The sequence below is a fragment of the Lentzea sp. NPDC005914 genome, assembly GCF_040629405.1.
Taxonomy (GTDB): domain Bacteria; phylum Actinomycetota; class Actinomycetes; order Mycobacteriales; family Pseudonocardiaceae; genus Lentzea.
Map to the genome: position 1 here is coordinate 35231 of NZ_JBEXVQ010000047.1, position 26794 is coordinate 62024.

General features: G+C 68.1%; 19 protein-coding genes. 11 read left to right on the forward strand and 8 right to left on the reverse strand.

Annotated elements, in window-relative coordinates; all coding sequences use genetic code 11:
- The first annotated feature begins 2 nt into the window (after positions 1-2).
- From ABZ345_RS41720 to ABZ345_RS41770, 11 genes are all read left to right on the forward strand, one after another.
- Positions 3-812: an ABC transporter permease gene (locus ABZ345_RS41720; protein ID WP_359860501.1), complete on the forward strand. Its 810-nt coding sequence runs from the start codon at positions 3-5 to the stop codon at positions 810-812.
- Positions 809-2125, forward strand: coding sequence for an MCE family protein (locus ABZ345_RS41725; protein ID WP_359860502.1), 1317 nt, complete (start codon positions 809-811; stop codon positions 2123-2125). The genes ABZ345_RS41720 and ABZ345_RS41725 overlap by 4 nt, the downstream gene beginning before the upstream one ends.
- Positions 2122-3153, forward strand: a complete 1032-nt coding sequence (locus tag ABZ345_RS41730; protein WP_359860503.1) for an MCE family protein — start codon at positions 2122-2124, stop codon at positions 3151-3153. The genes ABZ345_RS41725 and ABZ345_RS41730 overlap by 4 nt, the downstream gene beginning before the upstream one ends.
- Positions 3150-4151, forward strand: coding sequence for an MCE family protein (locus ABZ345_RS41735; protein WP_359860504.1), 1002 nt, complete (start codon positions 3150-3152; stop codon positions 4149-4151). The genes ABZ345_RS41730 and ABZ345_RS41735 overlap by 4 nt, the downstream gene beginning before the upstream one ends.
- Positions 4148-5314 carry an MCE family protein gene (locus ABZ345_RS41740; protein ID WP_359860505.1) on the forward strand — a complete coding sequence of 389 codons (1167 nt, stop codon included), beginning with the start codon at positions 4148-4150 and terminating at the stop codon, positions 5312-5314. The genes ABZ345_RS41735 and ABZ345_RS41740 overlap by 4 nt, the downstream gene beginning before the upstream one ends.
- A complete protein-coding gene (locus tag ABZ345_RS41745) occupies positions 5311-6447 on the forward strand; it encodes an MCE family protein (protein WP_359860506.1) in 1137 nt (378 codons plus the stop codon). The genes ABZ345_RS41740 and ABZ345_RS41745 overlap by 4 nt, the downstream gene beginning before the upstream one ends.
- The gene (locus tag ABZ345_RS41750) at positions 6444-7676 is read left to right on the forward strand and encodes an MlaD family protein (RefSeq protein ID WP_359860507.1); all 1233 of its coding nucleotides are present in this window, start codon (positions 6444-6446) and stop codon (positions 7674-7676) included. Before ABZ345_RS41745 ends, ABZ345_RS41750 begins: the two co-directional genes overlap by 4 nt.
- A complete protein-coding gene (locus ABZ345_RS41755; protein ID WP_359860508.1) occupies positions 7676-8176 on the forward strand; it encodes a hypothetical protein in 501 nt (166 codons plus the stop codon). Before ABZ345_RS41750 ends, ABZ345_RS41755 begins: the two co-directional genes overlap by 1 nt.
- Positions 8177-8205: 29 nt before the next feature.
- Positions 8206-9060, forward strand: coding sequence for a hypothetical protein (locus ABZ345_RS41760; RefSeq protein WP_359860509.1), 855 nt, complete (start codon positions 8206-8208; stop codon positions 9058-9060).
- Positions 9061-9576: 516 nt separating this feature from the next.
- Positions 9577-13062, forward strand: a complete 3486-nt coding sequence (locus tag ABZ345_RS41765; protein WP_359860510.1) for a DNA-directed RNA polymerase subunit beta — start codon at positions 9577-9579, stop codon at positions 13060-13062.
- 102 nt (positions 13063-13164) lie between these two features.
- Positions 13165-17061: a DNA-directed RNA polymerase subunit beta' gene (locus tag ABZ345_RS41770; protein ID WP_359860511.1), complete on the forward strand. Its 3897-nt coding sequence runs from the start codon at positions 13165-13167 to the stop codon at positions 17059-17061.
- A gap of 280 nt (positions 17062-17341) precedes the next feature.
- On the opposite strand, the gene ABZ345_RS41775 is transcribed toward ABZ345_RS41770, so the two are convergent.
- The 8 genes from ABZ345_RS41775 to ABZ345_RS41810 all read right to left on the reverse strand — a co-directional run bounded on the left by ABZ345_RS41775 (position 17342) and on the right by ABZ345_RS41810 (position 26783).
- Positions 17342-17623, reverse strand: coding sequence for a DUF4287 domain-containing protein (locus ABZ345_RS41775; protein WP_359860512.1), 282 nt, complete (start codon positions 17621-17623; stop codon positions 17342-17344).
- Positions 17624-17731: 108 nt separating this feature from the next.
- Entirely contained in the window at positions 17732-18169 is a 438-nt protein-coding gene (locus ABZ345_RS41780; RefSeq protein WP_359860513.1) for a hypothetical protein, read from the reverse strand.
- Complete coding sequence (locus tag ABZ345_RS41785) at positions 18166-18612, reverse strand: hypothetical protein (RefSeq protein WP_359860514.1); 447 nt, start codon at positions 18610-18612, stop codon at positions 18166-18168. The genes ABZ345_RS41780 and ABZ345_RS41785 overlap by 4 nt, the downstream gene beginning before the upstream one ends.
- A gap of 89 nt (positions 18613-18701) precedes the next feature.
- Positions 18702-19013: a zf-TFIIB domain-containing protein gene (locus ABZ345_RS41790; RefSeq protein ID WP_359860515.1), complete on the reverse strand. Its 312-nt coding sequence runs from the start codon at positions 19011-19013 to the stop codon at positions 18702-18704.
- Between the two features lie 39 nt (positions 19014-19052).
- On the reverse strand, positions 19053-19877 hold the full coding sequence (locus ABZ345_RS41795; protein ID WP_359860516.1) for a phosphotransferase: 825 nt from the start codon (positions 19875-19877) through the stop codon (positions 19053-19055).
- A gap of 20 nt (positions 19878-19897) precedes the next feature.
- Positions 19898-21433, reverse strand: a complete 1536-nt coding sequence (locus ABZ345_RS41800) for a hypothetical protein (protein ID WP_359860517.1) — start codon at positions 21431-21433, stop codon at positions 19898-19900.
- Positions 21430-22131, reverse strand: a complete 702-nt coding sequence (locus ABZ345_RS41805) for a hypothetical protein (protein ID WP_359860518.1) — start codon at positions 22129-22131, stop codon at positions 21430-21432. Before ABZ345_RS41805 ends, ABZ345_RS41800 begins: the two co-directional genes overlap by 4 nt.
- The gene (locus tag ABZ345_RS41810) at positions 22128-26783 is read right to left on the reverse strand and encodes a hypothetical protein (protein ID WP_359860519.1); all 4656 of its coding nucleotides are present in this window, start codon (positions 26781-26783) and stop codon (positions 22128-22130) included. Before ABZ345_RS41810 ends, ABZ345_RS41805 begins: the two co-directional genes overlap by 4 nt.
- Positions 26784-26794: the final 11 nt, after the last annotated feature.

Here is a 26794-nt window from a genome sequence, read left to right on the forward strand (position 1 = left end):
CGATGGCGAACAAGGCGCTGTCCACTCTGGACGGGTTCGGCGACCAGCTGGCGTTCTACATCAAGGCGCTGGCGTGGACGCCTCGTGCGCTCAAGCGGTACATGAAGGAGACGCTCCGGCTGCTGGCCGAGGTCAGCTTCGGGTCCGGGGCGCTGGCGGTCATCGGCGGCACGATCGGCGTGATGGTTGGGCTGTCGGTGTTCACGGGCACCGTCGTCGGTCTGCAGGGCTTCACCGCCCTCAACCAGATCGGCACATCGGCCTTCGCCGGGTTCGTGTCCGCCTACTTCAACACCCGCGAGATCGCGCCCCTGGTGGCCGGCCTCGCGTTGAGCGCCACGGTGGGCTCCGGCTTCACGGCTCAGCTCGGTGCGATGCGGATCTCCGAGGAGATCGACGCGCTCGAGGTCATGGGCATCCCGAGCCTGCCGTTCCTGGTGACCACCCGGATCATCGCCGGCTTCGTGGCGATCATCCCGCTGTACGTGATCGGACTGCTGACGAGCTACCTGGCGGCGAGAACGATCACGGTGGAGTTCTACGGGCAGTCAGCCGGTACCTATGACCACTACTTCAACCTGTTCCTGCCTCCGATCGACGTGCTCTGGTCGTTCGGCAAGGTGCTGGTCTTCGCGGTCGTGATCATCATGACGCACTGCTACTACGGGTACCGCGCGAGTGGCGGTCCGGCCGGTGTGGGTGTGGCCGTGGGACGGGCGGTGCGGACGGCGATCGTGACGACGGCGCTGCTGGACTTCTTCCTCAGCCTCGCCATCTGGGGTGCCACGACGACGGTGAGGATCGCGGGATGAAGAAACGCGTGCTGGGCATCGCCTTTCTTCTCGCGATCGCCATGTTCCTGTCGCTCACGGTGGCGCTGTACAAGGACGCCTTCGGCGACTACGTGAAGGTCACGCTCAAGACGGACCACATCGGCAACCAGCTGCAGACGGCCAGCGACGTGAAGGTGCGCGGGCTGATCGTCGGGTCGGTGAAGGCGATCCGCAGCAGCGGGAACGGCGCCGAGCTGGAGCTCGCGCTGTTGCCGGACAAGGTGAACGAGATCCCCGGCAACGTCAGCGCGCGCCTGCTGCCCAAGACGTTGTTCGGTGAGCGGTACGTCAACCTCGTGCTGCCGCAGCAGAAGAACGCGGCCATCAAAGAGGGCGCGGTCATCGAGCAGGACCGCACCAGCAGCGCCATCGAACTGGAACGCGTGCTGGACAACCTGATGCCGGTGCTGCAGGCCATCCAGCCGGAGAAGCTCGCCACCACGCTGACCGCGCTGTCGCAGGCGCTGGACGGGCGGGGCAAGCCGCTCGGCGAGACGCTGGTGTCGCTGGACCACTACCTCGGTGAGCTCAACCCGCAGCTGCCCGCGTTGAAGGAGAACATCTCCAAGCTCGCGGACGTGTCGAACGTCTACGCGGACGCGGCGCCGGATCTGCTGCAGGCGCTCAACGACATGACCACGACGACCAAGACGGTCGTGGAGCAGCGGGACAACCTGCTCGCGCTGTACGGCTCGCTGACCACGACGTCGCAGGACGTCACGAGCTTCGTCACGGTCAACAAGAACAACATCATCGGGCTCGCCGACACCAGCCGTCCGACGCTGGAGCTGCTGGCCAAGTACGCGCCCGAGTACCCCTGCCTGCTCAAGGGGCTCGCGGAGTTCGAGCCGCTCATCAGCAAGGCGTTCGGCGAGGGCACCAACGAGCCCGGCCTGCACATCACGCTGGAGATCACGCAGAACCGCGGCAAGTACAAGCCGAACCTCGACGAGCCCGAGTACAAGGACAAGCGCGGTCCCCGCTGCTACGACCTCGTGCCGCGGCCCGACCCGTTCCCGCAGTACCCGCCGGAGGGTCCGGTGAAGGACGGTTCCAGCGCGCCGCCGCCCGCCCGTGTGGCCAACGACGGGATCCTGCCGCCCGCCAACGCCGGCAACACCTCCACGTCGTCGGCGCAGGACGTGCTGCGGCTCGCCAACTCGCCGGAGGAGGCCAGGTTGATCGCGGCGCTCTTCGGACCGCGGATCGGCGTCGACCCGCGGGACATGCCCGGCTGGTCGAGCCTGCTGCTCGGACCGCTCGTGCGCGGATCGGAGGTGACGGTCAAGTGAAGGGTGTTCTCGCCCCGCTGCTCAAGCTGATCGCCTTCGCGCTGGTCACGATCGTCGCCACGACGCTGCTCGCGGTGACCATCGCCAACGTGAACCTCGCCAGCGCGACGGACTACAAGGCGCGGTTCACCGACGTGACGGCGTTGAACGAGGGTGACGACATCCGCATCGCCGGTGTGCGAGTAGGGCAGGTCGACGACATCAAGGTCGTGGACCGCAAGACCGCCGAGGTCGAGTTCTCGATCGACGGCGACCGCAAGCTGCCCGAGTCCGTCACGGCGACGATCAAGTACCGCAACCTGGTGGGACAGCGGTACATCGCGCTGGAGGCCGGTACCGGTGACACCAAGGCGGTGCTGGCCGAGGGCGGCACCATCCCGTTGGAACGGACCAAGGCCGCGCTCGACCTGACCGTGCTGTTCAACGGCTTCAAGCCGCTCTTCCAGGCGCTCTCGCCGGAGGACGTCAACAAGCTGTCGTTCGAGATCATCCAGGTGCTGCAGGGAGAAGGCAGCACGATCGACAGCCTGCTGCAGCACACCGCGTCGCTGACGAGCACGCTGGCCGGCAAGGACAAGGTGATCGGCGAGGTCGTCGACAACCTCAACACCGCGCTGGACACCGTGAACTCGCGCGACGAGGACTTCAACAACCTCGTGGTCACGTTGCAGCAGCTGGTCTCCGGCCTCTCGCAGGACCGCCAGCCGATCGGTGACGCGATCAGCGCGCTCGGGGACCTGACCAACGCGACCGCCGGTCTGCTGGAGCAGGGCCGCGCGCCGTTGAAGAACGACATCGCGCAGCTCGGCCTGGTCTCGCAGACGCTGGCGGACAACGAGCAGATCGTCGACGGCATGTTGCAACGGCTGCCGAGCAAGCTGGAGACGATCACGCGGACCGCGACCTACGGCTCGTGGTTCAACTTCTACCTGTGCGAGGCGAGCGGCAAGGTCTCCGTGCCGCCGGTCATCTCGAACCCGATTCCGATCACGGCGTTGCCGGTGACACAGCAGAGGTGCCGCCGATGAAACAGCGCAACCCGATCAGGACCGGCGCGATCAGCCTGACACTGATCGTCCTGCTGCTGCTGGCCGCGTTCTACTCGGACGACCTGCCGATCGTCGGCGGTGGCACGAGCTACGCCGCGGACTTCAGCGAGGCGGCGGGACTGGTGCCGGGCAACGAGGTCCGCGTCGCCGGCGTGAAGGTCGGCAAGGTCACCAAGGTCAAGCTCAACGGCGACCGGGTGCGGGTGACGTTCAAGGTCAAGGACGCCTGGGTGGGCGACCGGACGACCGCGATGATCCGCATCAAGACGTTGCTGGGCCAGAAGTTCCTGGCGCTCGATCCGCAGGGCATCCAGCCGTTGTCGCCGGGCGACCCGATCCCGAAGGAACGCACGCTTGCGCCGTACGACGTGAACGAGGCGTTCAACGGGCTCGCGACGACCGTCGGCCAGATCGACACCAAGCAGCTCGCGGACAGCTTCACGGTGCTGTCCGACACCTTCAAGAACTCGCCGGAGCACGTGCGGGGCGCGTTGGACGGCCTGTCCGCGCTGTCGAAGACGATCTCGTCGCGGGACGAGCAGCTGGCCAAGCTCCTGGACAACACCAGGAAGCTGACCAAGACGCTGGCCGACCGCAATGAGGAGTTCGAGAAGCTCCTCTCCGACGGCAACCTGCTGCTCGGCGAGATCCGCAAGCGGCGCGAGGCGATCAGCTCGTTGCTCACCGGGACGCGCGACCTGGCCCGGGAGCTCAGCGGCCTGGTGCAGGACAACCAGAACCAGCTCAAGCCCGCGCTGCAGCAGCTGGACAAGGTCACCACGATCCTGCAGCGCAACCAGGACAACCTCGACCGCAGTCTCACGTTGCTGGCGCCGTTCTACCGGGTGTTCGCGAACACCCTGGGCAACGGCCGCTGGTTCGACACCTACATCTGCGGTCTGCTGCCGCCTTCGGTGAACCTCGGCGTCGTCGGGTTCAACGAGGAAGGCTGCCTGCCTCCGGGGGTGCAGCGATGACTGACGTGGCCGGCTCCAAGCTGGGACGTGGGATCGCGATGGCGTGCGTGCTCGCGCTGGTCGTGACCGCGGCGCTGTGGTGGATCTTCTCTGGCATGAACGAGCGCAAGGTGACCGCGCACTTCGCCGCGGCCGTCGGCGTCTACCCCGGCGGTGACGTGCGGGTGCTCGGAGTGAAGGTCGGCACGATCGACGAGGTCACGCCGGAGGGCAAGACGGTCAAGGTCGTCTTCACCGTCGACCGCGACGTGCGGATCCCGCAGAACGCGCAGGCCGTCGTGGTCTCGCCGAGCGTGGTCAGCGACCGGTACGTGCAGCTCGCGCCCGCCTACACCGGCGGGCCGACGATGGGCGACAACGCCGTGATCCCGCGCGAGCGCACCGCGACGCCGGTCGAGCTGGACGAGCTCTACCAGTCGCTGGACAAGCTCACGACCGCGTTGGGCCCGAACGGCGCGAACGCTGACGGTGCGTTGGCGGACCTGCTGAACTCGGCTGCGAAGAACCTCGAGGGCAACGGCCAGGCGCTCAACGACACGTTGAAGAACCTCGGCCAGGCCACGCGGACGCTGTCGGGGTCCAAAGAGGACCTGTTCGCGACCGTCGACAACCTGCAGAAGTTCACCGCGATGCTGGCGGCGAACGACAGCCAGGTGCGGGACTTCAACAAACAGCTCGCCGACGTGACGAAGCTGCTGGCCGACGAGCGCGGTGACCTCGGTGCCGCGCTGAACGAGCTGGCGACCGCGCTGCAGCAGGTGCAGGGCTTCATCAAGGACAACCGCGCGCTGCTCAAGTCCAATGTGGACAAGCTCGCCTCGATCACCCAGGTGCTGGTGAACCAGCGAGCGGCGCTGGCCGAGACGCTCGACGTCGCCCCGCTGGCCCTGGGCAACCTGCAGAACTCCTACAACGCGGCGTCCGGCACGCTCGACACCCGCGCGGACATCAACGAGCTGAACCAGCCGCCGATCGTGCTGGTCTGCAAGCTGGTGCAGCAGGCGACGCCGAACAACGTGCCGCCGATCCTCGCGCAGACGTGCAAGCAGCTGGAGCCGATCCTGTCGGGTGCGGTGCCGCTGCAGTCGCCGGCGCAGATCGTCAGCGACCTCAACGCGGGCAAGCTTCCGCTGCCCCTGCCGGTCGGGGGGCAGCCACGATGAAGAAGCTCCTGATCGCGTTGACGGCGCTGGCTCTGACGGGCTGCGGCTCGGGTGGGTTCGACGGCGTCTACAACATGCCGCTGCCCGGCGGTGCCGACGTCGGCGACCACCCGTACCGGGTCAAGGCGCAGTTCAAGGACGTGCTGGACCTGGTGCCGCAGGCGGGCGTGAAGGTCAACGACGTGCCGGTCGGGCGGGTCGAGCAGATCGACCTCGCGAAGGACGGCTGGACCGCCGAGGTCACGATGCTGGTCAACGGTGACGTGCAGCTGCCGGCCAACGCGTTCGCGAAGTTGCGGCAGTCGGCGTTGCTGGGCGAGAAGTTCGTCGAGCTGGGCAAGCCGAAGGACGGTTCCGGCAAGCTCGCGGACAACGCGGTGATCCCGCTGGACCGGACCAACCGCAACCCCGAGGTCGAAGAGGTCTTCGGCGCGTTGTCGTTGCTGCTCAACGGTGGTGGTGTGGCGCAGCTGCAGAACATCACCAAGGAGCTCAACAACGCGATGCAGGGCAACGAGCAGGAGATCCGCAAGTTGCTGGGCAACCTGAACACGTTCGTCGGGGAGCTGGACAAGCACAAGGCGGAGATCGTCCGCGCGCTGGACTCGATCAACCGGCTGGCCGGGACGTTGGCGCAGCAGCGGGAGAAGATCGCGGTGGCGCTGACGGACCTCGAGCCGGGCCTGCGGGTGATCGCCGAGCAGCGCACGCAGCTCGTGACGCTGCTGCAGTCGCTGGACAAGCTCTCCGACGTCGCGGTGGACACGGTGAACAAGAGCCGTGACGACATCGTGGCGGACCTGAAAGCGTTGCAGCCGACGTTGCAGAAGCTCGCCGAGTCGGGGCAGAACCTGCCGAAGGCGTTCGAGCTGCTGCTGACCTACCCGTTCCCGGACGCGGCGGTCGACGGCATCAAGGGCGACTACACGAACCTCTACGCCGACCTCGACCTCAACCTCGGCAACATCCTCGACAACCTCGGACGGTCGAGGCAGTCCCCGCTGGACTCGCTGATCCCGACCCCGGGCACGCCGTTGCCGTTGCCGAACATCCCGCTGCCGGGCCTCGGTCAGAGCAACGGATCTGGGCTGGGCGACCTGCTCGGCGGCCTGCTGGGAGGTGGTCGCAAGTGATCACGCGCGGGACGAAGGTCAAGATCGGCGCGTTCGTGCTGGTCGCGTTGCTGGGCATTTCCTACGTCAGCGCGACGTACGTCGGTCTGTTCAAGTCGTCGTCAACGGTCGTGACGATGCAGCTCGCGGATTCGGGCGGCATCTTCACCAACGCCGAGGTCACGTACCGCGGCGTCACGATCGGCCGGGTCGGGCAGCTGCGGCTGACCTCGGACGGCATCGAGGCCGACCTGGAGCTCGACTCGGACGCGCCGCGCGTGCCCTCGTCGACCGAGGCCGTGGTGGCCAACCGGTCGGCCGTGGGTGAGCAGTACGTGGACCTGCGGCCCAAGACCGACGGCGGCCCGTTCCTCGAGGCCGGGTCGGTCATCCCGCGGTCGGCGACCAAGACGCCGCCTCCAGTCGACGGCCTGCTGTCGAACCTCGACGCGTTCGCCTCGTCGGTGCCCACGGACTCGCTGCGCACGGTCGTCGACGAGCTGCACACCGCGTTCAGCGGGACCGGCGGCGACCTGCAGGTTCTGATCGACAACACCGCGGCGTTCACGGCGGCTGCCTCCGAGCACCTGCCGCAGACGACGCAACTGCTCAAGGACGGCAAGATCGTGCTGTCCACGCAGGCCGCGCAGGGTGGTGCGATCCGGTCGTTCAGCGGTGACCTGCGGTTGATCGCGGAGCAGCTGAAGGCCTCCGACGGCGACATCCGCCGGTTGATCGTGGCGGTGCCGCCGGCCGCGGAGCAGGTGTCGGCGCTGCTGAAGGAGAGCGGGCCGAACCTCGGGGTGGTGTTCGCGAACCTGCTGACCACCTCGAACATCCTCGTGACCAGGCGTGATGGTCTGGAGCAGATCGCGGTGACGTACCCCATCGCCGTCGGTGGTGGCTTCACCGTGGCGCCGGGCGACGGGTCCGCGCACTTCGGCCTCGCGCTGAACGTGTTCGACCCGATGCCGTGCACCGTCGGTTACGAGGGCACGAAGATCCGTCAGGGCAACGACACCTCCGCCGCGCCGCCGCTGAACACGCAGGCGTACTGCGCTCTCGCGCGCGGTTCGGCGACCTCGGTGCGAGGCTCTCAGAATGCGCCGTACGGTGGAACGCCGACGACACCGGTCGGCAACGCGACGACGCAGCCGGGCCTGGAGCCGACCGGCCAGCAGGCGGCTCCGGAGCTGCCGTTGCTGACGTCGCTGGGCCAGCTGCTGGGTTTGCCAGAGGAGAAGAAGTAGTGCGGATCTTCACCGTGATCGCCGTGGTCTTGGCCGTGCTGACGTTCGGGTACGCCGCGTACTTCGGCGTGGCCTGGTACTCGGCGTCACACTCGTCCGAGTCCTCGTTCGCCACCACGCGCGACGACGCCCTGCGCTCGGGCCAGGTGGGCATCACGAACTTCCTGACCCTGGACTACAAGAAGGTCGACGAGGACCTGCAGCGCTGGCTCAACTCGTCGACCGGCGAGCTGCGCGCGGAGATCGACAAGGACAAGGACTCGCGCAAGAAGCAGCTGGTCGACGCCAAGTCCGTGACGTCGTCGAAGGTCCTCGACAGCGCCATCACCGAGCTCGACGACCGCGCGGGCACCGCGTCGATGATCGCCGTGGTCGAGAGCACCGTGACCCCGGACAACGGCCAGAAGGTCACCAAGATCAACCGGTACCTGACCAAGCTCACCCGCACGGACGACGGCTGGAAGCTGAGCCAGCTGGGCCCGCTGCGGGCGGGCGTCTGATCCGGCCAGAGCTGATTGGAACGAGTGCAGTGCCCCCTTCCCGCCGCCGCCCCATCCCCACGCCGCCCGCCGGAGGCCGTCCCAAGGTCGCCGGTCTCAGTCGACGGGCCTCCGACGCGCCCGCCGGCGAGGAGGCCGTGGCTCCCGACGCTCTCGTCGGGGCTCCGGAGGTCCAGGAGCTGGAGGAGGAGGCGGAGGCCGAGGAGCTGAAGGCGCCAGAGCCGGTCTTGTGGGCACCGCCCCCTTCCTCGTCGAAGAAGGCCTCAGCTGCCAAGGCCGAGGCTGCTGCCGCCAAGGCCGAGGTTGCTGACGCGGCCGAGGCCGAGCCGGTGGCCGACGAGCCGGGCGCGTCGAAGCCCGCCTGGATCCTGCCGGTGGCCCTGCTCGTCGTCGCGGTGCTGCTGGGCGGGCTCGGCACGTTCTTCTGGGTCAAGTCCCGTTCGGTGTCGTACGACGCCGCGCTGGTCGACTCCGCGACCACCTCGGCGGTGAACGGCCAGATCCGCGAGGCCGTCGAGAAGTCGTTCTCGTACAACTTCGCCGACGTGGAGTCCACCGAGAAGGCGGCCCGCGAGCTGCTCACCGGCAAGGCCCTGTGCCAGTACAACGCCGTGTTCGGCCCGGTGAAGGAGGTCGCGCCGCAGCAGAAGCTGGTCGTGACCGTCCGAGTCGTCTCCTCTGCCGTCTCGTCCCTGAAGGACGGCCACGCCACCGTGCTCGTGTTCGCCGACCAGGTCACCACCCGCACCACCGACAACCAGTCGGGCGGCGGCACCGCCATGCTCCGCGTGAGCGCGGTCGACGACGGCGGCCGGTGGAAGATCGACAACATGGAGATGTTCGGCGCGACGGCCGACCAGACCCGCCAGCTCCAGGGCTGCTGACCTCCGCCGCCCCAGCCTCGATCGTTTGGCCCGGGCCGATGCGCAGCCGTTGATCACCGGGTCCTAAGATCAACTCTGCGGCGAAGACCCCAGGAGTGCCCTGAAAGCACTGCTGAGACACCCTTCGCCAGCCCCGACACGCGTGATCTCAGTCACACAAATCTCGTGGCGCTCTGTAAGTTCACTTGAAGCCGCCAACTTCCCACCAAATCGGCCGCACGCGTGTTTGTGCTGGTCAAATGGGTGACGGTCGGTGAACCGCGCTCCATCCACAGAGTGGATCGGCTGTCCACATCTTGACTGCACGCTCATGCAGGGTCACTCTGTCGGTGAGCAAGAGGAGGGTCCTTCCAGGTGCCTCTCGACAGTCGCCGTGCGCGTGGCTAGACTGCCCCTTTGCGCTGCCCATTTTCCGCTTGCCCTTCGCCGAGAGCGTGGATTAGTCGAGCAGCGCCGCACCCTTGACAGCCGTGCTAGTTCGCTCTAGCCAGCTATTTGTCCCTGGAAGGACGCATCTTGGCGATCTCTCGCGCGACCAAGGCCACTGCTGCGACCAACTCCACGTCGGGGATCCCTGGAGCGCCGAAGCGGGTCTCGTTCGCGAAGATTAACGAGCCGCTTTCGACGCCCAACCTGCTCGACCTGCAGATCCAGTCCTTTGAGTGGTTGACCGGCGACGAGGCGTGGTTCCAGCGCCGCGTCGACGCCGGCGACGAGACCCCGACGGGTGGCCTCGAAGAGGTCCTCAACGAGATCTCGCCGATCGAGGACTTCTCCGGCTCCATGTCACTGTCCTTCTCCGACCCGCGCTTCGACGAGGTCAAGGCCTCGACCGAAGAGTGCAAGGACAAGGACATGACGTACGCGGCACCTCTGTTCGTCACGGCGGAGTTCACCAACCACACCACTGGCGAGATCAAGAGCCAGACGGTGTTCATGGGTGACTTCCCGATGATGACGAACAAGGGCACGTTCATCATCAACGGCACCGAGCGCGTGGTGGTCTCTCAGCTCGTGCGTTCGCCGGGTGTCTACTACGACACCGCGGTCGACAAGACGACGGACAAGGACGTCTTCAGCGTCAAGATCATCCCGTCCCGGGGTGCCTGGCTGGAGTTCGACGTCGACAAGCGCGACACCGTTGGTGTCCGCATCGATCGCAAGCGTCGCCAGCCGGTGACGGTGCTGTTGAAGGCTCTGGGCTGGAGCACGGAGCAGATTCGCGAGCGGTTCGCGTTCAGCGAGACGTTGCTGACCACGCTCGAGAAGGACCACACCGCGGGTACCGACGAGGCGTTGCTCGACATCTACCGCAAGCTGCGTCCTGGCGAGCCGCCGACGAAGGAGTCGGCGCAGGCCCTGCTGGAGAACCTGTTCTTCAAGGACAAGCGCTACGACCTGGCGAAGGTCGGCCGGTACAAGATCAACAAGAAGCTCGGTGTCACCAGTGAGATCAACACTGGTGTGCTGACCGAGGACGACATCGTCACGACGATCGAGTACCTGGTCCGCCTGCACGCCGGTGAGACGCAGATGGACGGTGCCGACGGCACGGACATCCCCGTCGAGGTCGACGACATCGACCACTTCGGCAACCGTCGCCTGCGCACCGTCGGCGAGCTCATCCAGAACCAGATCCGCGTCGGTCTGTCCCGCATGGAGCGCGTCGTTCGCGAGCGCATGACCACGCAGGACGTCGAGGCCATCACGCCGCAGACCCTGATCAACATCCGTCCCGTCGTGGCGGCGATCAAGGAGTTCTTCGGCACCTCGCAGCTGTCGCAGTTCATGGACCAGACCAACCCGCTCGCGGGCCTGACCCACAAGCGCCGCCTGTCGGCGCTGGGTCCGGGTGGTCTGTCCCGTGAGCGCGCGGGCATGGAGGTCCGCGACGTCCACCCGTCGCACTACGGCCGCATGTGCCCGATCGAGACGCCGGAAGGCCCGAACATCGGTCTGATCGGTTCGCTCTCGAGCTACGCGCGGGTCAACCCGTTCGGCTTCATCGAGACGCCGTACCGCAAGGTCGTCGACGGCCGGGTCACCGACCAGATCGACTACCTGACCGCGGACGAGGAAGACCGCTTCGTCAAGGCGCAGGCGAACTCGCCGACCGACGACGAGGGCAACTTCACCGACGACCGCGTTCTTGTTCGCAAGAAGGGCGGCGAGGTCGAGTTCATCGACCCGACCGACGTCGACTACATGGACGTCTCGCCGCGCCAGATGGTGTCGGCCGCGACCGCCATGATCCCGTTCCTCGAGCACGACGACGCGAACCGCGCCCTGATGGGTGCGAACATGCAGCGTCAGGCCGTGCCGCTGCTCCGCTCCGAGTCGCCGCTGGTCGGCACCGGCATGGAGCTGCGCGCCGCCGTCGACGCCGGTGACGTCGTCGTCGCGAAGAAGACGGGTGTGGTCGAGGAGGTCTCCGCCGACTACATCACCGTCATGGCCGACGACGGTGCGCGCAACACCTACGCGCTGCACAAGTTCCGTCGCAGCAACCAGGGCACCTGCATCAACCAGAAGCCCATCGTCAACGAGGGCGACCGGATCGAGGCGGGCCAGGTCCTGGCCGACGGTCCTTGCACCGAGAACGCCGAGATGGCGCTCGGCAAGAACCTGCTCGTGGCGATCATGCCGTGGGAAGGCCACAACTACGAGGACGCGATCATCCTGTCGCAGCGCCTCGTGCAGGACGACGTTCTCACCTCGATCCACATCGAGGAGCACGAGATCGACGCCCGCGACACGAAGCTCGGCGCCGAGGAGATCACCCGGGACATCCCGAACGTCTCCGAAGAGGTCCTGGCCGACCTGGACGAGCGCGGCATCATCCGCATCGGTGCCGAGGTCCAGCCCGGCGACATCCTCGTCGGCAAGGTCACGCCCAAGGGCGAGACCGAGCTGACGCCCGAGGAGCGCCTGCTCCGCGCGATCTTCGGTGAGAAGGCGCGCGAGGTTCGCGACACCTCGCTCAAGGTGCCGCACGGCGAGTACGGCAAGGTCATCGGCATCCGCGTCTTCTCGCGTGAGGACGACGACGAGCTGCCTCCGGGCGTGAACGAGCTCGTCCGCGTCTACGTGGCCCAGAAGCGCAAGATCCAGGACGGCGACAAGCTCGCCGGCCGCCACGGCAACAAGGGCGTCATCGGCAAGATCCTCCCCGCGGAGGACATGCCGTTCCTCGAGGACGGCACGCCGGTCGACATCATCCTGAACACGCACGGTGTGCCGCGTCGTATGAACATCGGCCAGGTGCTGGAGACCCACCTCGGGTGGATCGCCAAGCAGGGCTGGAGCATCAACGGCGACCCGGACTGGGCGAAGAACCTGTCCGAGGAGCTGTACGACGTCGAGCCGGGCACGAAGACCGCCACGCCGGTGTTCGACGGTGCGAAGGAAGAAGAGATCACGGGCCTGCTGGGCTCCACCATCCCGAACCGCGACGGTGAGCGGATGGTCAAGGAGAACGGCAAGGCGCAGCTCTTCGACGGTCGCTCCGGTGAGCCGTACCCGTTCCCGGTGTCGGTCGGCTACATGTACATCCTGAAGCTGCTGCACCTGGTCGACGACAAGATCCACGCTCGTTCGACCGGCCCGTACTCGATGATCACGCAGCAGCCGCTGGGTGGTAAGGCGCAGTTCGGTGGTCAGCGTTTCGGTGAGATGGAGTGCTGGGCGATGCAGGCGTACGGCGCCGCATACACCCTGCAGGAACTTCTCACCATCAAGTCCGACGACGTGCTCGGCCGCGTGAAGGTCTACGAGGCCATCGTCAAGGGCGAGAACATCCCGGAACCCGGCATCCCGGAGTCCTTCAAGGTGCTGCTCAAGGAGCTGCAGTCGCTCTGCCTCAACGTCGAGGTGCTGTCTTCGGACGGTGCCGCGATCGAGATGCGCGACGGCGACGACGAGGACCTGGAGCGCGCGGCCGCGAACCTCGGCATCAACCTGTCGAGGTCCGAGTCGCCCTCCGTGGACGACGTCGTCAACTAGTCACCTCGCCCGGTCGGGGAGGGCAATGCCTCCCGCGTAGCTCTCCCCGACCTTCCGACCAGCTCCTTTTGCCACCGATCTAAAAAGGGGAAGAGAGTAGACGTGCTCGACGTCAACTTCTTCGATGAGCTCCGCATCGGTCTCGCGACCGCGGACGACATCCGCCAGTGGTCTTTTGGCGAGGTCAAGAAGCCCGAGACCATCAACTACCGCACGCTCAAGCCTGAGAAGGACGGCTTGTTCTGCGAAAAGATCTTCGGTCCCACCAGGGACTGGGAGTGCTACTGCGGCAAGTACAAGCGCGTTCGCTTCAAGGGCATCATCTGTGAGCGCTGCGGCGTCGAGGTGACCCGTGCGAAGGTGCGTCGTGAGCGCATGGGCCACATCGAGCTCGCCGCTCCGGTCACGCACATCTGGTACTTCAAGGGCGTTCCCAGCCGGTTGGGCTACCTGCTCGACCTGGCCCCCAAGGACCTCGAGAAGATCATCTACTTCGCCGCCTACGTGATCGTGGGCGTGAACGCCGAGCTGCGCCACAACGACCTGCCGACGCTCGAGAGCGAGATGCAGGTCGAGCGCAAGCGCGTCGAGAACCGCCGCGACGCCGACGTGGAGGCCCGCGCCCAGAAGCTCGAGGCCGACCTGGCCGAGCTCGAGGCCGAGGGTGCCAAGTCCGACGTGCGCCGCAAGGTCAAGGAGGGTGGCGAACGTGAGATGCGCCAGCTCCGCGACCGCGCCCAGCGCGAGCTGGACCGCCTCGACGAGATCTGGTCCACGTTCACCAAGCTGGACAAGGCCCAGCTGATCGCGGACGAGCTGCTCTACCGCGAGCTGTACGACCGCTACGGCGACTACTTCACCGGTGCCATGGGCGCGGAGGCCATCCAGAAGCTGTTGGGTGACTACGACGTCGACGCCGAGGCCGACATCCTGCGCGAGACGATCCGCAGCGGTAAGGGCCAGAAGAAGCTGCGTGCGCTCAAGCGCCTCAAGGTCGTTGCCGCCTTCCAGGCGACCCGCAACAACCCGCAGGGCATGGTCCTCGACTGCGTCCCGGTCATCCCGCCGGACCTGCGCCCGATGGTGCAGCTCGACGGTGGCCGCTTCGCCACGTCCGACCTGAACGACCTGTACCGCCGCGTCATCAACCGCAACAACCGGTTGAAGCGACTGATCGACCTCGGCGCGCCCGAGATCATCGTCAACAACGAGAAGCGGATGCTGCAGGAGGCCGTTGACGCGCTGTTCGACAACGGCCGCCGCGGCCGCCCGGTCACCGGTCCCGGTAACCGCCCGCTGAAGTCGCTGTCCGACCTGCTGAAGGGCAAGCAGGGCCGGTTCCGCCAGAACCTGCTCGGCAAGCGCGTCGACTACTCCGGCCGTTCGGTCATCGTGGTCGGCCCGCAGCTCAAGCTGCACCAGTGCGGTCTGCCCAAGCAGATGGCGCTGGAGCTCTTCAAGCCGTTCGTCATGAAGCGGCTGGTCGACCTCAACCACGCGCAGAACATCAAGTCCGCCAAGCGGATGGTCGAGCGTGCGCGCCCGGCCGTGTGGGACGTGCTGGAAGAGGTCATCACCGAGCACCCGGTGCTGCTCAACCGCGCACCCACGCTGCACCGCCTCGGCATCCAGGCCTTCGAGCCGCAGCTGGTCGAGGGCAAGGCCATCCAGCTGCACCCGCTGGTCTGTGAGGCGTTCAACGCCGACTTCGACGGTGACCAGATGGCAGTCCACCTGCCGCTGTCCGCCGAGGCGCAGGCCGAGGCCCGCGTCCTGATGCTGTCGTCGAACAACATCCTGTCCCCGGCGTCCGGCAAGCCGCTGGCCATGCCGCGTCTGGACATGGTGACGGGTCTGTACCACCTGACCCGGCACAAGCCCGGCGACATCGGCGAGGGCCACTTCTACTCGTCGCCCGCCGAGGCCCTGATGGCGTTCGACCGCAAGGTCCTGGGCCTGCAGTCGATGGTGAAGATCCGCGTCTCCGACAAGAACCCGCCCAAGGGGCAGGAGCCGGAGGGCTGGGAGCCCGGTCAGCCGTGGCTCGCGGAGACCACGCTGGGTCGCGTGCTGTTCAACGAGATCCTGCCGCAGGACTACGCCTTCATCAACGAGGTCATGCCCAAGAAGCGGCAGGCCATCATCATCAACGACCTCGCCGAGCGGTACCCGATGGTCACCGTCGCCCGGACGCTGGACAAGCTGAAGGACGCCGGTTTCCACTGGGCCACCCGTTCCGGTGTGACCGTCGCGATCTCGGACGTCCTCGTCCCCGCCGCGAAGCAGGACATCCTCGAGGAGCACGAGCGCCTCGCGGACGCGGTGGAGAAGCGCTACCAGCGCGGTCAGCTCTCCCACGAGGAGCGCAACTCCGAGCTGGTCAAGGTGTGGACCAAGGCCACCGAGCAGGTCCACGAGATCATGGAAGACAACTTCCCCGAGGACAACTCGATCCGCGTCATCGTGCAGTCCGGTGCTGCCGGCAACATGACGCAGGTCCGTTCGCTCGCGGGTATGCGTGGTCTCGTCACCAATCCGAAGGGTGAGTACATCCCGCGCCCGATCAAGAACTCGTTCCGCGAGGGCTTGTCGGTGCTGGAGTACTTCATCGCGACGCACGGTGCTCGTAAGGGTCTTGCCGACACCGCGCTGCGCACCGCCGACTCGGGTTACCTGACCCGTCGTCTGGTGGACGTCTCGCAGGACGTCATCATCCGCGAGGTCGACTGCGGCACCACCCGTGGTGTGCAGATGACCGTCGGCGAGCAGATGGGCGACAAGGTCGGCCTGCACGAGTTCGCGCAGACCTCGGTCTACGCCCGCACCGTCGCGGACGACATCACCGACGCCCAGGGCAACCTGGTCCTGAACCGCGGCGACGACCTCGGCGACCCGGCGCTCGCGTCGCTGGTCGAGGCCGGCATCGTCCGCGTCAAGGTCCGCTCGGTGCTGACCTGTGAGTCCGCGGTCGGCGTGTGCGCGTCCTGCTACGGCCGCTCGATGGCCACCGGCCAGCTGGTCGACGTCGGCGAGGCCGTCGGCATCGTCGCCGCCCAGTCGATCGGTGAGCCCGGCACGCAGCTGACGATGCGCACGTTCCACCAGGGCGGTGTGGCCGGTGACGACATCACGACCGGTCTGCCCCGTGTCCAGGAGCTCTTCGAGGCCCGCGTCCCGAAGGGCAAGGCGCCGATCGCCGACGTCGACGGCCGCGTCCGCATCGAGGACGGCGACCGCTTCTGGAAGATCACGCTGATCCCGGACGACGGTTCCGAGGAGATCGTGTTCGAGAAGCTGTCCAAGCGTCAGCGTCTCGCCAACACGGCGACCGGCCCGCTGCAGGACGGCGACCACGTGCACGTCGGTCAGCAGCTGCTGGAAGGTACTCCGGACCCGCACGAGGTCCTGCGCGTCATGGGCCCGCGCGAGGCCCAGCTGCACCTGGTGCAGGAAGTGCAGAAGGTGTACCGCGCCCAGGGTGTTGCCATCCACGACAAGCACATCGAGGTCATCGTCCGGCAGATGCTCCGCCGGGTCACGATCATCGACTCGGGTGCCACGGAGTTCCTGCCCGGCTCGCTCGTCGAGCGGGCGGACTTCGAGTCCGGCAACCGCGCCGTGGTCGCCGAGGGTGGCGAGCCGGCTGCCGGTCGTCCGGTGCTGATGGGTATCACGAAGGCGTCGCTGGCAACGGACTCGTGGCTGTCGGCCGCGTCGTTCCAGGAGACGACCCGTGTGCTGACCGACGCTGCCATCAACGGGCGTTCGGACAAGCTCATCGGTCTGAAGGAGAACGTGATCATCGGTAAGTTGATCCCGGCTGGTACGGGCATCAACCGCTACCGCAACATCCAGGTCCAGCCGACCGAGGAGGCGCGTGCCGCCGCGTACGCGATTCCTTCGTACGATGACGGCTACTACACGCCGGACGTCTTCGGGACTGGTACTGGTGCCGCGGTGCCGTTGGACGACTACGACTTCGGGCGGGACTACCGCTAGTCGTTCGAGTTGACGTGGGACGGCCCCCGGGAGCTTCGGCTTCCGGGGGCCGTTCTGCGTTGGTGGCTGGGTTGTGGCGTGCGGGTTTCTGTTTCAGGCGCGGGGCTCTGCCCCGGACCCCGCCAACTGATCAAAGACCAGCCGGCGCCGCTCGCAGGTTGATGGCACGCCTGGTGCTCTCGGCGGCTTGCTGCTGCGTAGGTGGTGCGGTTCGGGTGGGTGACGGGACCACCCCACCGGAACCTCGCGCTCAAAGCCTTGCTCGCCTTCGGCTTCGCTGTCAGCGGTTGGCGATGCCGTCGAGGCGCAGCGTTGTGGACTCGTCCCGGTGGCTGCCCTTGGTGCCCACGTGCTTCTCGCTGATCTGCGTGCCGTTCTTCAGCACGTGGTAGAGCGCCATGCCGTGGCCTCGGCCCAGGTCGTAGTCGGTCTTGAGCCACTCCAGGACCACGCCTGCCTTCGTGGTGGCGTCGTACCCGCGTTCGGTGGCCGCTGCCAGCAGTTCGGCCGGGGTCTTGCCGGTCTTCTTCTCCGCGCCGTCGAGGTAGGCCTGGAAGGACATCGTGGTTTCCGTTCGTCGTGTCTGAACGAAGCCTAGACAACTATCTCTGTCCTGACAAGAAAATTTGTCGGCGACGTCTGAGGTGACGGCCTTCGGGGTGGAGGTGCGTCAGCGGCGGCGGGCTCGGGCCAGGGCCCTTGCCCGGATGACCAGGTCGTCGACCAGGTTTTCGTCCACCAGAGGTGGGACGCCGGACTCGTCGGTGCAGCAGCGGGGCTTGGTGCGCTTCTCCGACAACCTCGGGCGGACTCCGGCCATCTCGTAGAGGGCTTCGTACAGGTCGAGGCCGGGGTCGTCGTCGTGTGGGCCCACCAGCAGGATCCAGACCTCGTCCGGTGACGGGAAGGCCACCACTACGCGGTCTGGGCCGCGGAGGTGTTTCACGCAGAGGCGTGGGAGAGGTTCTGGGCCCGTCACGCGGTAGCCCAGGGCGGTGCAGCCTGAATGGGCCAGTTCGTCCAGGAAGCGTTCGTAGGCCAGGCGGGCTCGGCCGCGCAGGCCGTTGGCCTGGGCGTGTGCTGTGTGGGTTTCTACTACCTGGATCAAACTGAGCGGACCACGCGTCCCTTGCCGCTGCGCATCTCGTCCAGGGACGAGGCGAGGTCGGACCGGTCCAGCAGTGACTGGTCGCTCAGGCGGCGGTGGACTTCGTCGATGAGGCCGCGGGACTTGCCTGCGCGGCGGAGGTCGGACACCAGGTGGAGGACCTCGTGCAGGCGCACGGTGTCCAGGAGCATGCGCGGTTCCTGGCTGTGGATGGCCAGTACGCCTTCGCGGGCCCAGGCCTTCACGGTTTTCTCCGTGAGGTCCAGGAGTTCGCCTGCCACCACCGGGCGGACGGGTGGGGCTTGGCGGAGGGTGCGGGCTACTACGCCGTCCAGCTTGTGGCGGCGTTCGTCGTCTTCTGCCAGGGATGACGCCACGGACTCAAGCTCTTCGATGGTTTCGAAGAGGTCCCGGATGTGGGCGGCCTCGGTCGCGACAGACATGGCTACTCCTCCCGTTGACTACCGATTATCCACCACTTTTTCGGTAGTCGTCAACGGCCCCGGAGCAGAGATCCGGGGCCGTCAGCGCGTCAGGAGGAGAAGAAGAGGCCGGCGAGGCCGTGGTGCTTGCGGTGGCCGTAGCCGTAGCCGTGGTGGCCGCCGTGGTGGTGGTGAACCTGCTGCGGTGCGGCGCCCCAGGCGGGCTGGACCGGCTGCGGGTAGGCGACGGGCGGCGGGGCCGGGGCCGCGGGCGGCGGCGTGTGCATCTGGGCCTCGAGGCGCGTGATCGACTCGAGCTCGCCGTAGTCGAGGAAGACGCCGCGGCAGCCGTCGCACTGCTCGATGTGAACGCCCATGCGGTCGAACGTGCGCATGTTCGCATGACACTTGGGACACTGCATCGTGGTGAGCCTCCTGGGTGGGACCGGACAAATACGATATTAGCCGCGGTCGCCGTTGTCGTGCGTCGCGATGATCCGACGACACGCATCGACCAGCGGTTCCACTGCCTGCAGGCCACTTACCAGTGCCCGCGCTGCCATCTGAACAACGTACGCCTGAGCCGGAATGTTGAGGGCATCCCATTCCGATGTCGTCAGCGCCACACCACCCGTTTCACGGTAGGTGTTGAGGAACCTCGCCCAGAGGTCGCCGGGCAGGACCCCCGCGGCGAACAAAGCCGCAGGTCGCGCCAGGTCCCAGACCGGATCGCCGACACCCAGGTCGTCCACGTCGATGAGCCGCCACGAGCCTCGGTGCACCAGCTGCCCGAGGTGCCAGTCGCCGTGGATCAGGGCCCGTCCGGCCAGGTTCAACGGCGGCAGGACGTCGAACGCCCGCAACACGACGTCGGCGTGCGGCAGTTCGGGCGGCAGAGCCTTGATGGCCCGCACGATCCGTTCCGGAGCACCTGCCACCGGACCCTGCACGGGCAACGAGTGCAGGCGCGCCAGCAGCACCGCGCTCTCTTCCCACGGCGCCGCGTCGGGATCCGTCTGGCTCACCGGCGTCCCGTACGGCCACACCGTCACGGGGCGGTCGTCGACGAACTGCAGCGGCTTGAGCGGCGGCAGCATCAGCTCCGGGTGCGCTGCCGCGATCTCCAGCCGTTGCGCGAGGGCCTCGACGTCGGTGTCTGCGGGGTGCGCTTTGGCGACCTCGTCGCCGACGCGCACCACCACGACGTCACCGCGGTCGCCGCCGAGGATCTCGGGAGCCGCGTTCGAGCCGGTCAGCGAGGCCATCGCGGCGACGAGTTCGTCCACGGGCACAGTGAATCAGGCCGTCACTGCCCTGCGGGTGGCTGGCGCATGTTCTGGCAGTACTGCGCGAGGTAGCCGTTGAGGTAGGTCGAGGCCATCTCGGCGGAGTCGAACAGGGCGTAGCGCTCCTTCGATCCGTTGTTGAGCCAGTACACCGCCCACTGGTCGCCCTCACGGGTCAGGCAGAGCGCCTGCTCCTTCGGCCTGCCGATCGAGTAGTAGTACGGGTGGATGTTGAAGCTCTCCACGATGGCTTCGACCCACCGCACGGCGAGGTCCCAGTCCTTGTCGACACCGGGCTCGGCTTCGTCGGCGTCGAGCGCCAACGCCAGCGCACGCGCCCGCACCGGTGACGACAGCCGCGCGGGCAGCTGCCACCCCCGCGACCGGATGTGGCCCAGGAACTGGGTTTCCGGCGCGATGTCGTAGTGCTCGAGGTAGTGGGCGATCGCTCCCGGCCACACCCACGTGCCGTCGGTGTGGAAGACCATCGGCACCTTCTCCGGCTCGCCCGCCGCGAGCACGTCGGGAGCCAGGCCGCGGGACTCGAGCACCACGTGCCCGCTGTTGAGGTACTCGAGCAACGCTTCCTTCTCCGCCTGGATCACCGGCGTCCGGTACACGACGGGCTTGCCGTCCGCGCCGATCGCGTCCCACAGCCGCGCCAGTGCCATGTCGGGCACGTACGGCGGCCTGTCGTCGATGACCCGCTCGGGGAGTTCGGTGCGCTGCAGCTCGATCGCGGTCTCCAGGTACCACGCCGGCATGCTGTCGCGCTGCCGGGGGAACTGCGTGAAGTCCCTCTGGAAGTCGTAGCGGGCGAACTCGAACATGTTGTCGCGGAAGGCGCGCCAGTCGGGCTCCGACTGCGTGTCGAAGGCCAGCGTCGGCCGTTCGCCCTGCTTGAGCACGTAGCCCGCGCGGTACCAGGCACCGTGCGGGTAGCCGTAGGTGATCGCGCGCAGCCGCCGGAACCACTGGTCGACCATCATCGGCGGCAGCCAGTGGTACTCCTCGCCGTCCGGCGTGACCAGCGTCGTGGTCAGGTCCTCGCGGCCGGTGATGGAGTCGCAGCGGACGCGAATCTCCTGCCACGCAGCGGGAACGGCGGCGGTCAGCTCCGCGGTGATCGCGTCGACCACCGCGTTCGGGTTGCGCCGGCGGGTCTTGCCGGTGCCCAGTTCGGGCATCGGGTGCTTCTCGTACGCGGGCCCGCTCACGAGCCGGCGCCGGAAGATCCGGTCGAAGTCCTCCACCGGCCGGGCGAACGTCCACTTCGGCTTGCTCTTCGGCACTTGCGGGGTGACGAGGAGCTGTCCGTCGCGTTCCTCGAGGACCTCGTACAGGGCGCCGCCGGACTGCGCCACGACGTTGTGCCGGAAGTGCGTCTCGGCCAGGGACGGGAGCAACTGCACGACACCGCCGTGCTCGGGGCCCGCGTCGAACTGCACCATCGACGTCCGCCGGCCTTCGTGCCAGCCGGGCTCGGCGTCGTGGAACCGGCCGTTCCAGACGACGCCCCACCCGGACGCCATCGCGCCGGTGACCAATGCCTTCATCGCTGTGCTCCGATGCCCTGCGCCGTGCCCATCGTGGTGGGTTCGGCGGGCAGCGGCAGGTCGGCGAGCCGGTCCCGCTTCCCGTCCCGCGACCCGTTGTCGTACGCCTTGCCGAGCAGCCGAGCCGGTACGCGCAGAGCGGACTCCGCGCCCCGGTTGAACTGGATCATCAGGTCCGCGCCCCTGCCCAGCACCAGGACCAGGTCCTCACCGGCGATCGGTACCCAGTGCGGCCAGTCCTGCGGCAGCTTGTCCTTCGTCGAGTAGACGTCGAGCGTGAGCACGCCGTCCTCGCCGGGTTCAAGGTGCAGCTCGTTGTCGCCCCTGGCGGAACCCTTCGCGATGAGCTCCACCGCGAACAGGCCCGACACCAGGGTGAGCACCCGGTGGTAGCCGTTCGCCGTGCGCCACAGCGTCATCTCGAACGCGGACATCGGCATGAAGCCCAGCGTGTCCGGATGCGGGGAGTACTCCGGGTTGGGCACGTCCTGCCCGGTGAAGTTCCCGTCGGCGTCCACGTACCGCCAGCCCTGCACCGAGCTGCCCGCCTTCAGTCCCTGCGGGTGCATGCCGGGGTCGTAGTACTTGAACTGCGTGCCCGGCTGCTGCTTGGCGGCCGCCCGCTGCTCCGCGTCGATCGGGGGCAGGGGTGACGGGGCGAGGTAGGAGTCGTAGTCGAGTTCGCTGTCAGTCATCATTCGGCGTCCTGCACGAGGTGGGCGTACTTGAAGAGAGGGTTCATCACCGGAGGTTCGTTGGCCATGTGTGCTTGGAAGAGCGTGCCGTCCGCGTTGAACAGGCAGATCTGCCGCCATCGGCGCCTGATGTTCTCGGGAGGCACGCCGAGGTGGAGGTCCTCGCTCTCGCCGTGGCCGGATGTCTTCTCACCGTCGTAGTGCCGGACCGTGGCGTCCACGTCGATGACGTGCTCGGCGTAGATCTCGGAGACCCAGAAGTCCATGCGGCGCAGGCCGTTCGGCAGCTCGACGATCTTGCCTTCCGCGACGAGCCTGTTGCTCGCCTCCGAGCCCGCGCCCGGGATGGTGCCGTCCTTGCGCTGCATCGCGTGCTCCGGGCTCTTGGTCGCGGACTTGGCCGGCGTTCCGGTCGCGCCGCCGATGTGCCCGCTGAGCTCGGTGATCTTCGTGTCGTGGCCCTTCGCGACGAAGCCCTCGCCGCTGCCGTCCGCGTGGAAGCCCGGCAGCGGGTCCCTGCGGAACGACTGCATCTCCTTGACGCTCTGGGGCTTCTTCCAGATCACCGGCTGGCCGTTGTAGGTGAAGGTGGAGCCGGCGAGGTGCGGGTACCGCTGTGCGACGAAGTCGTGCGGTGTGTCGAGGGTGAGGCCGCGCGGGAGGTTCTTGGTGCCGGGCTCGAAGTCGTAGCCCTGCATTCCCTCGTAGTCGGTGTCCTTCGTCAGCCCGGACTGCATGGCCAGGTCCCGCTCGATCATGTCCTTCGTGGTCATGTGCGTCGGCCGCTGGATCGGGTCCTGCTGCGGCTGGTCGGCCGGTGACTCCTCGGGAGGCGGGAACTTGCCGTCCGGGCCGAGCTCCTTGCCCTTGTTGATGTTCTCGGCGACCAGCAGGTCGATGTTGTGGGTCTTGGCCCACTCTTCGGTGGCGTTGCGCCGCTGGAAGTCCTCCCAGGCCTTGTTCGCGTCGAACCTCTCGGGCGTCCGCGCGGGCTGGGGGTCCGGTCGCTGCTGCTGTTGACCGACGTCTTGCCGTTGTTGGCCGAGGTCTTGCCGTTGGTGCACAACGTTCTGGCGCTGCTGCGGAGCCACGTCATGGCGTTGCTGCGGGGCCATGTCGTGACGCTGCGGTGGTGCCATGTCGTGACGCTGTTGCGGAGGCATGTCGCCGCGCTGCGGTGGTGCCATCTGCTGGTGCGCGGGCATGGGAGGGCCGAGCACCCGGCCCTGGCGGTCGATCGGGCGTCCCTGCCGGTCCATTCCCACCGCGTTGGGTGGGAGGCCGCGCGACGGCCGAGGCTGCTGGTTCTGGTGCTGTTGTTGCGGCGGTGCCTGGCGCGGTGGTGGCGGGTTGTGCGCGGGCGTCGGGGGCACGTAGGCGGGGCGGTAGATCGGGTTGCCCTGCCGGTCGCGTCCCGCGTACACCATGGGCTGCGGCTCGTCGGTGCGGCTGCCCCTCGGCCCGAACGACTCGCCGGGCGCGGCAGGCGGGTGGTAGCCGTAGCCGTGTTGCCGCTGCTGGTTCTGCAGGTAGTGCGGGTCGTTGCCCCAGGGCGGCTCGCCGGCGTTGCGCCGGTAGCTCTTCGGGGCGGCCTGCGGGGTGTCGTGACCCCAGGTCGGCACGTGGCCGGGCGGGGACGAACTGTTGTGGCTGGTGCTGGTGCCGTCCGGCTTGAAGGTGGTCCACCCGCCGTTCGGAGGCCATCCGGGGGAGTGGATGCGGGCGAGCGCGTTGCCATCGTGGTGCGACGAGCTGGCGAAGATGTTGCCGTTGTCGTCGACCCAGGCGTCCTTGGTGGGCGCGATCACGTCGACCCCGAGCTCGTGCGACAGCTGGGCCGCGAACCCGTCCTTCGACGTCCCGGTCTGGCACGAGATGAGCCTGATCGGCTGCTCGCCGTCCCAGTCACCGCTCGACCTGATGATGTCGGCGACGTCCTTGGCGCTGAGCCGCTGGCCGTTGACCTCGGCCCGGTCCGACGAGCCGTGCAGGTCGACGGTGTAGCGGTGCGGGTCGGGAGCAACCCGGTTCGCCGTGCTCCACACCGCCTTGTTGAACGCGTCGCGCGGGTGCAGCGACAGCCCCGCCGCGGTGTGGCGAGCGTGGTCCTGCAGGTGGGCGAAGCGGTCGGGCAGCTTCACCGGCGAGTTCTGCCGCGCGAACTCCTCCTGCGGCGTGCGCCGCGGCGGCGTGTCGGCCTGGTCCGATGGCGGTGGAGTGCCGTGCGGCGCCGTGTGCTGCTGGTGGTGCTGCTGTGGGGTCGCGTCCGAGTCCCTGTGGGACGTGGGCGCTGCGGCCACCGGTGGCGCGTGGTGCGGCGAGCTGCCCGGGTCGGGCATCCGATGCCTGGGCGCCTGGTCCGGCGTGCGGTGTGCGGGGCTGTCCGGCGCGGTGCGCGGTGGGGGCGCCTGCATGTGAGCGGGTGGTGCTTGGCGCACAGGCCGTGGGTCTTGGCGGTGCGCGGGAGGTGCCTGCTGGTGCTGCGCAGGTGCGTTGTGCTGCGGCGAGCTGTGCGCGGGCTGGTACGGCGGCGGGCCGTCGTTGTGACCGCGGCTCGATGGCGGGGCGTCGTTCTGGCCGCGGTTCGGTGGCGCGAACGGCGTCGCCATCCCAGCCTGGTGGACGGCGTCGCCCACGGGCGGCCGTGGCTGTGAGGTGGGCGGGCCCGACTGGTTCTGGCTCGGGCCGAGCAGACCCGCGGGCGGCATCGGCCCACCGGCGGCTGGACCGTGTGGAGCGGCACCGCCTGGAGCTGAGTGGAGCAGAGGTCCGCCGGCCAGAGGTCCAGCCGGTGCGTGGTTGCCAGGGCCAGGGGTGGAAGGGGTCGGGCCGCCGTGGGGCAGGCCGCCGGGAACTGGCCCGCCCGCCGCAGAGTGGGCAGCACCTAGACCGCCGGGAGTCGGGCCGCCGGGAGTCGGGCCTCCCGGCGCAGAGTGGGCGGGACCTGGACCGCCGGTGCCTGGGCTGCTGGGAGTTGGGCTGCTGTGAGGGAGGCCGCCAGAAACCGGACCACTCGGCGCAGGGTTGCCTGGGCCTGAACTGCCCGTGCCTGGACCGCTGGGAGTCGGGTTGCCGACAACCGGGCCACTCGGCGCAGTGTGGGCGGGGCCTGGGCCACCGGAAGTTGGGCCTGGCGAGCTACCTGCGGTCGGACCTGCGGGCCCGGCGTTGCCAGGAGTCGGGCCACCGGGCGTCGGTCCGGCGTGGCCGCCTGGCGCGCTGCTCGGCGCAGGGGTGCTTGCAGGCGGCGAGTGGCTGCCGGCGGTGGGAGCTGGGCCGCTCACCGGGGGCCCGCCCGCGCTGGGCGGGTGGGCGCCGCTAGACGGCGGGCTGCTGTTCGGCGAGAGGCCCTGGCCAGCACTGCTTGGCGAGAAGCCGCCCGCCTGCATGGAGCGCGGTGCGGCCGGGGCGCTTCCGGCTGAATGCGCGGCTGGGGCTGACTGGGCTGGCGACTGTTGGAAGCCTTGTGGCTGCGAAGGCGCAGAGGGCGGCGCGGACGACGTCGGCGTTGCGTCCGGGGTGGCGCGGTGTTGTGGCTGCTCTACCGGCGGGGCCGCGTACGACGTGTTCGTCGCGTCCGAGGAGCGGCGCGGCGGGGTGTCGGCGTCCGGAGCGGACGGCGCCGTGGACGGCGCCGTGGGCGGTGGCGTGGACGAAGGTGCCGCGAGAGGCGCGTCCGGGCGGGGTGCGGTGTCGGGGCGAGGGGCGGAGGGCATGTCGCCGGCGGTCGGGACGTCGATGTGGGCGTTGAGGCCCTCGATGCCCGACTTGGCGCCTGAGACCGAGCCGCTCACGGCTCCCGAGGTGGCGCCGAACAGCACGTCCGACCCCTTGATGCCCTCCTCGCTCAGCGCGCCTTCCACCAGGGCCGAGCCGGCGCCGATGATGGCTTCCTCGCCGACGTTGCGGCCGATGGACCTGCCGATCGAGTCACCGAGGCCCTCGCCGAACGCCTTGCCCATGCCGGCACCGACGCCCGCGCCCACGACGCCCGAGATGAGGCCGGACTTGGCGGCGTCGAGGGTCATCGACGTGTCGATGGAGTCGCGGGTGCCCTTGGCGAGCTGGATGCCCTGCACGGCCAGGTCGGTGGCGACCGAGGTGGCGACCTCGATGCCCACCTGGAGCGCCAGTTTGCCGATGAGGTTGCGGCCCACCTGCTGCATCAGCCGCTGGACGAGCTGGCGGAAGACGATCTGCACGCCCGCTCGGGTGGCCAGCTGGGCCGGGACGATGCCGGCGGTCGAAGCGCCGAACGACGCCACCGCGGACGCGAGCATCATCGCGATCTGGATCGCCAGGATGACCAGGGCGATGATGATCGACAGCTTCGCGTACTCGATCTGCATCGCGCAGTTGCGGCAGGCCGTCGCGAGCTTCTCGGAGACGTCCTTCATCTTGGGGAGGGTGGCTTCCTCGCCCTTGACGAACTTCTCCCAGTAGGCCTTGAAGGCCTCGGCCGCCTCACCGTCCATGTGGGACGTCGCCTGCTTGACGGCGTCCTCGGCCTCGCGCATGGCGTCGTCGACGTCGGTGGCGGCCTGCTTCCAGACCTCGCCCAGTCGTTGCAGCGCCGTTTCGTCGCCTTCCGGCCAGCTGTCACCCACCACGATCGGGATGAGCCAGCGGACCTCGGCGGGCATCTCGATGCCCATTCCGGCAATCC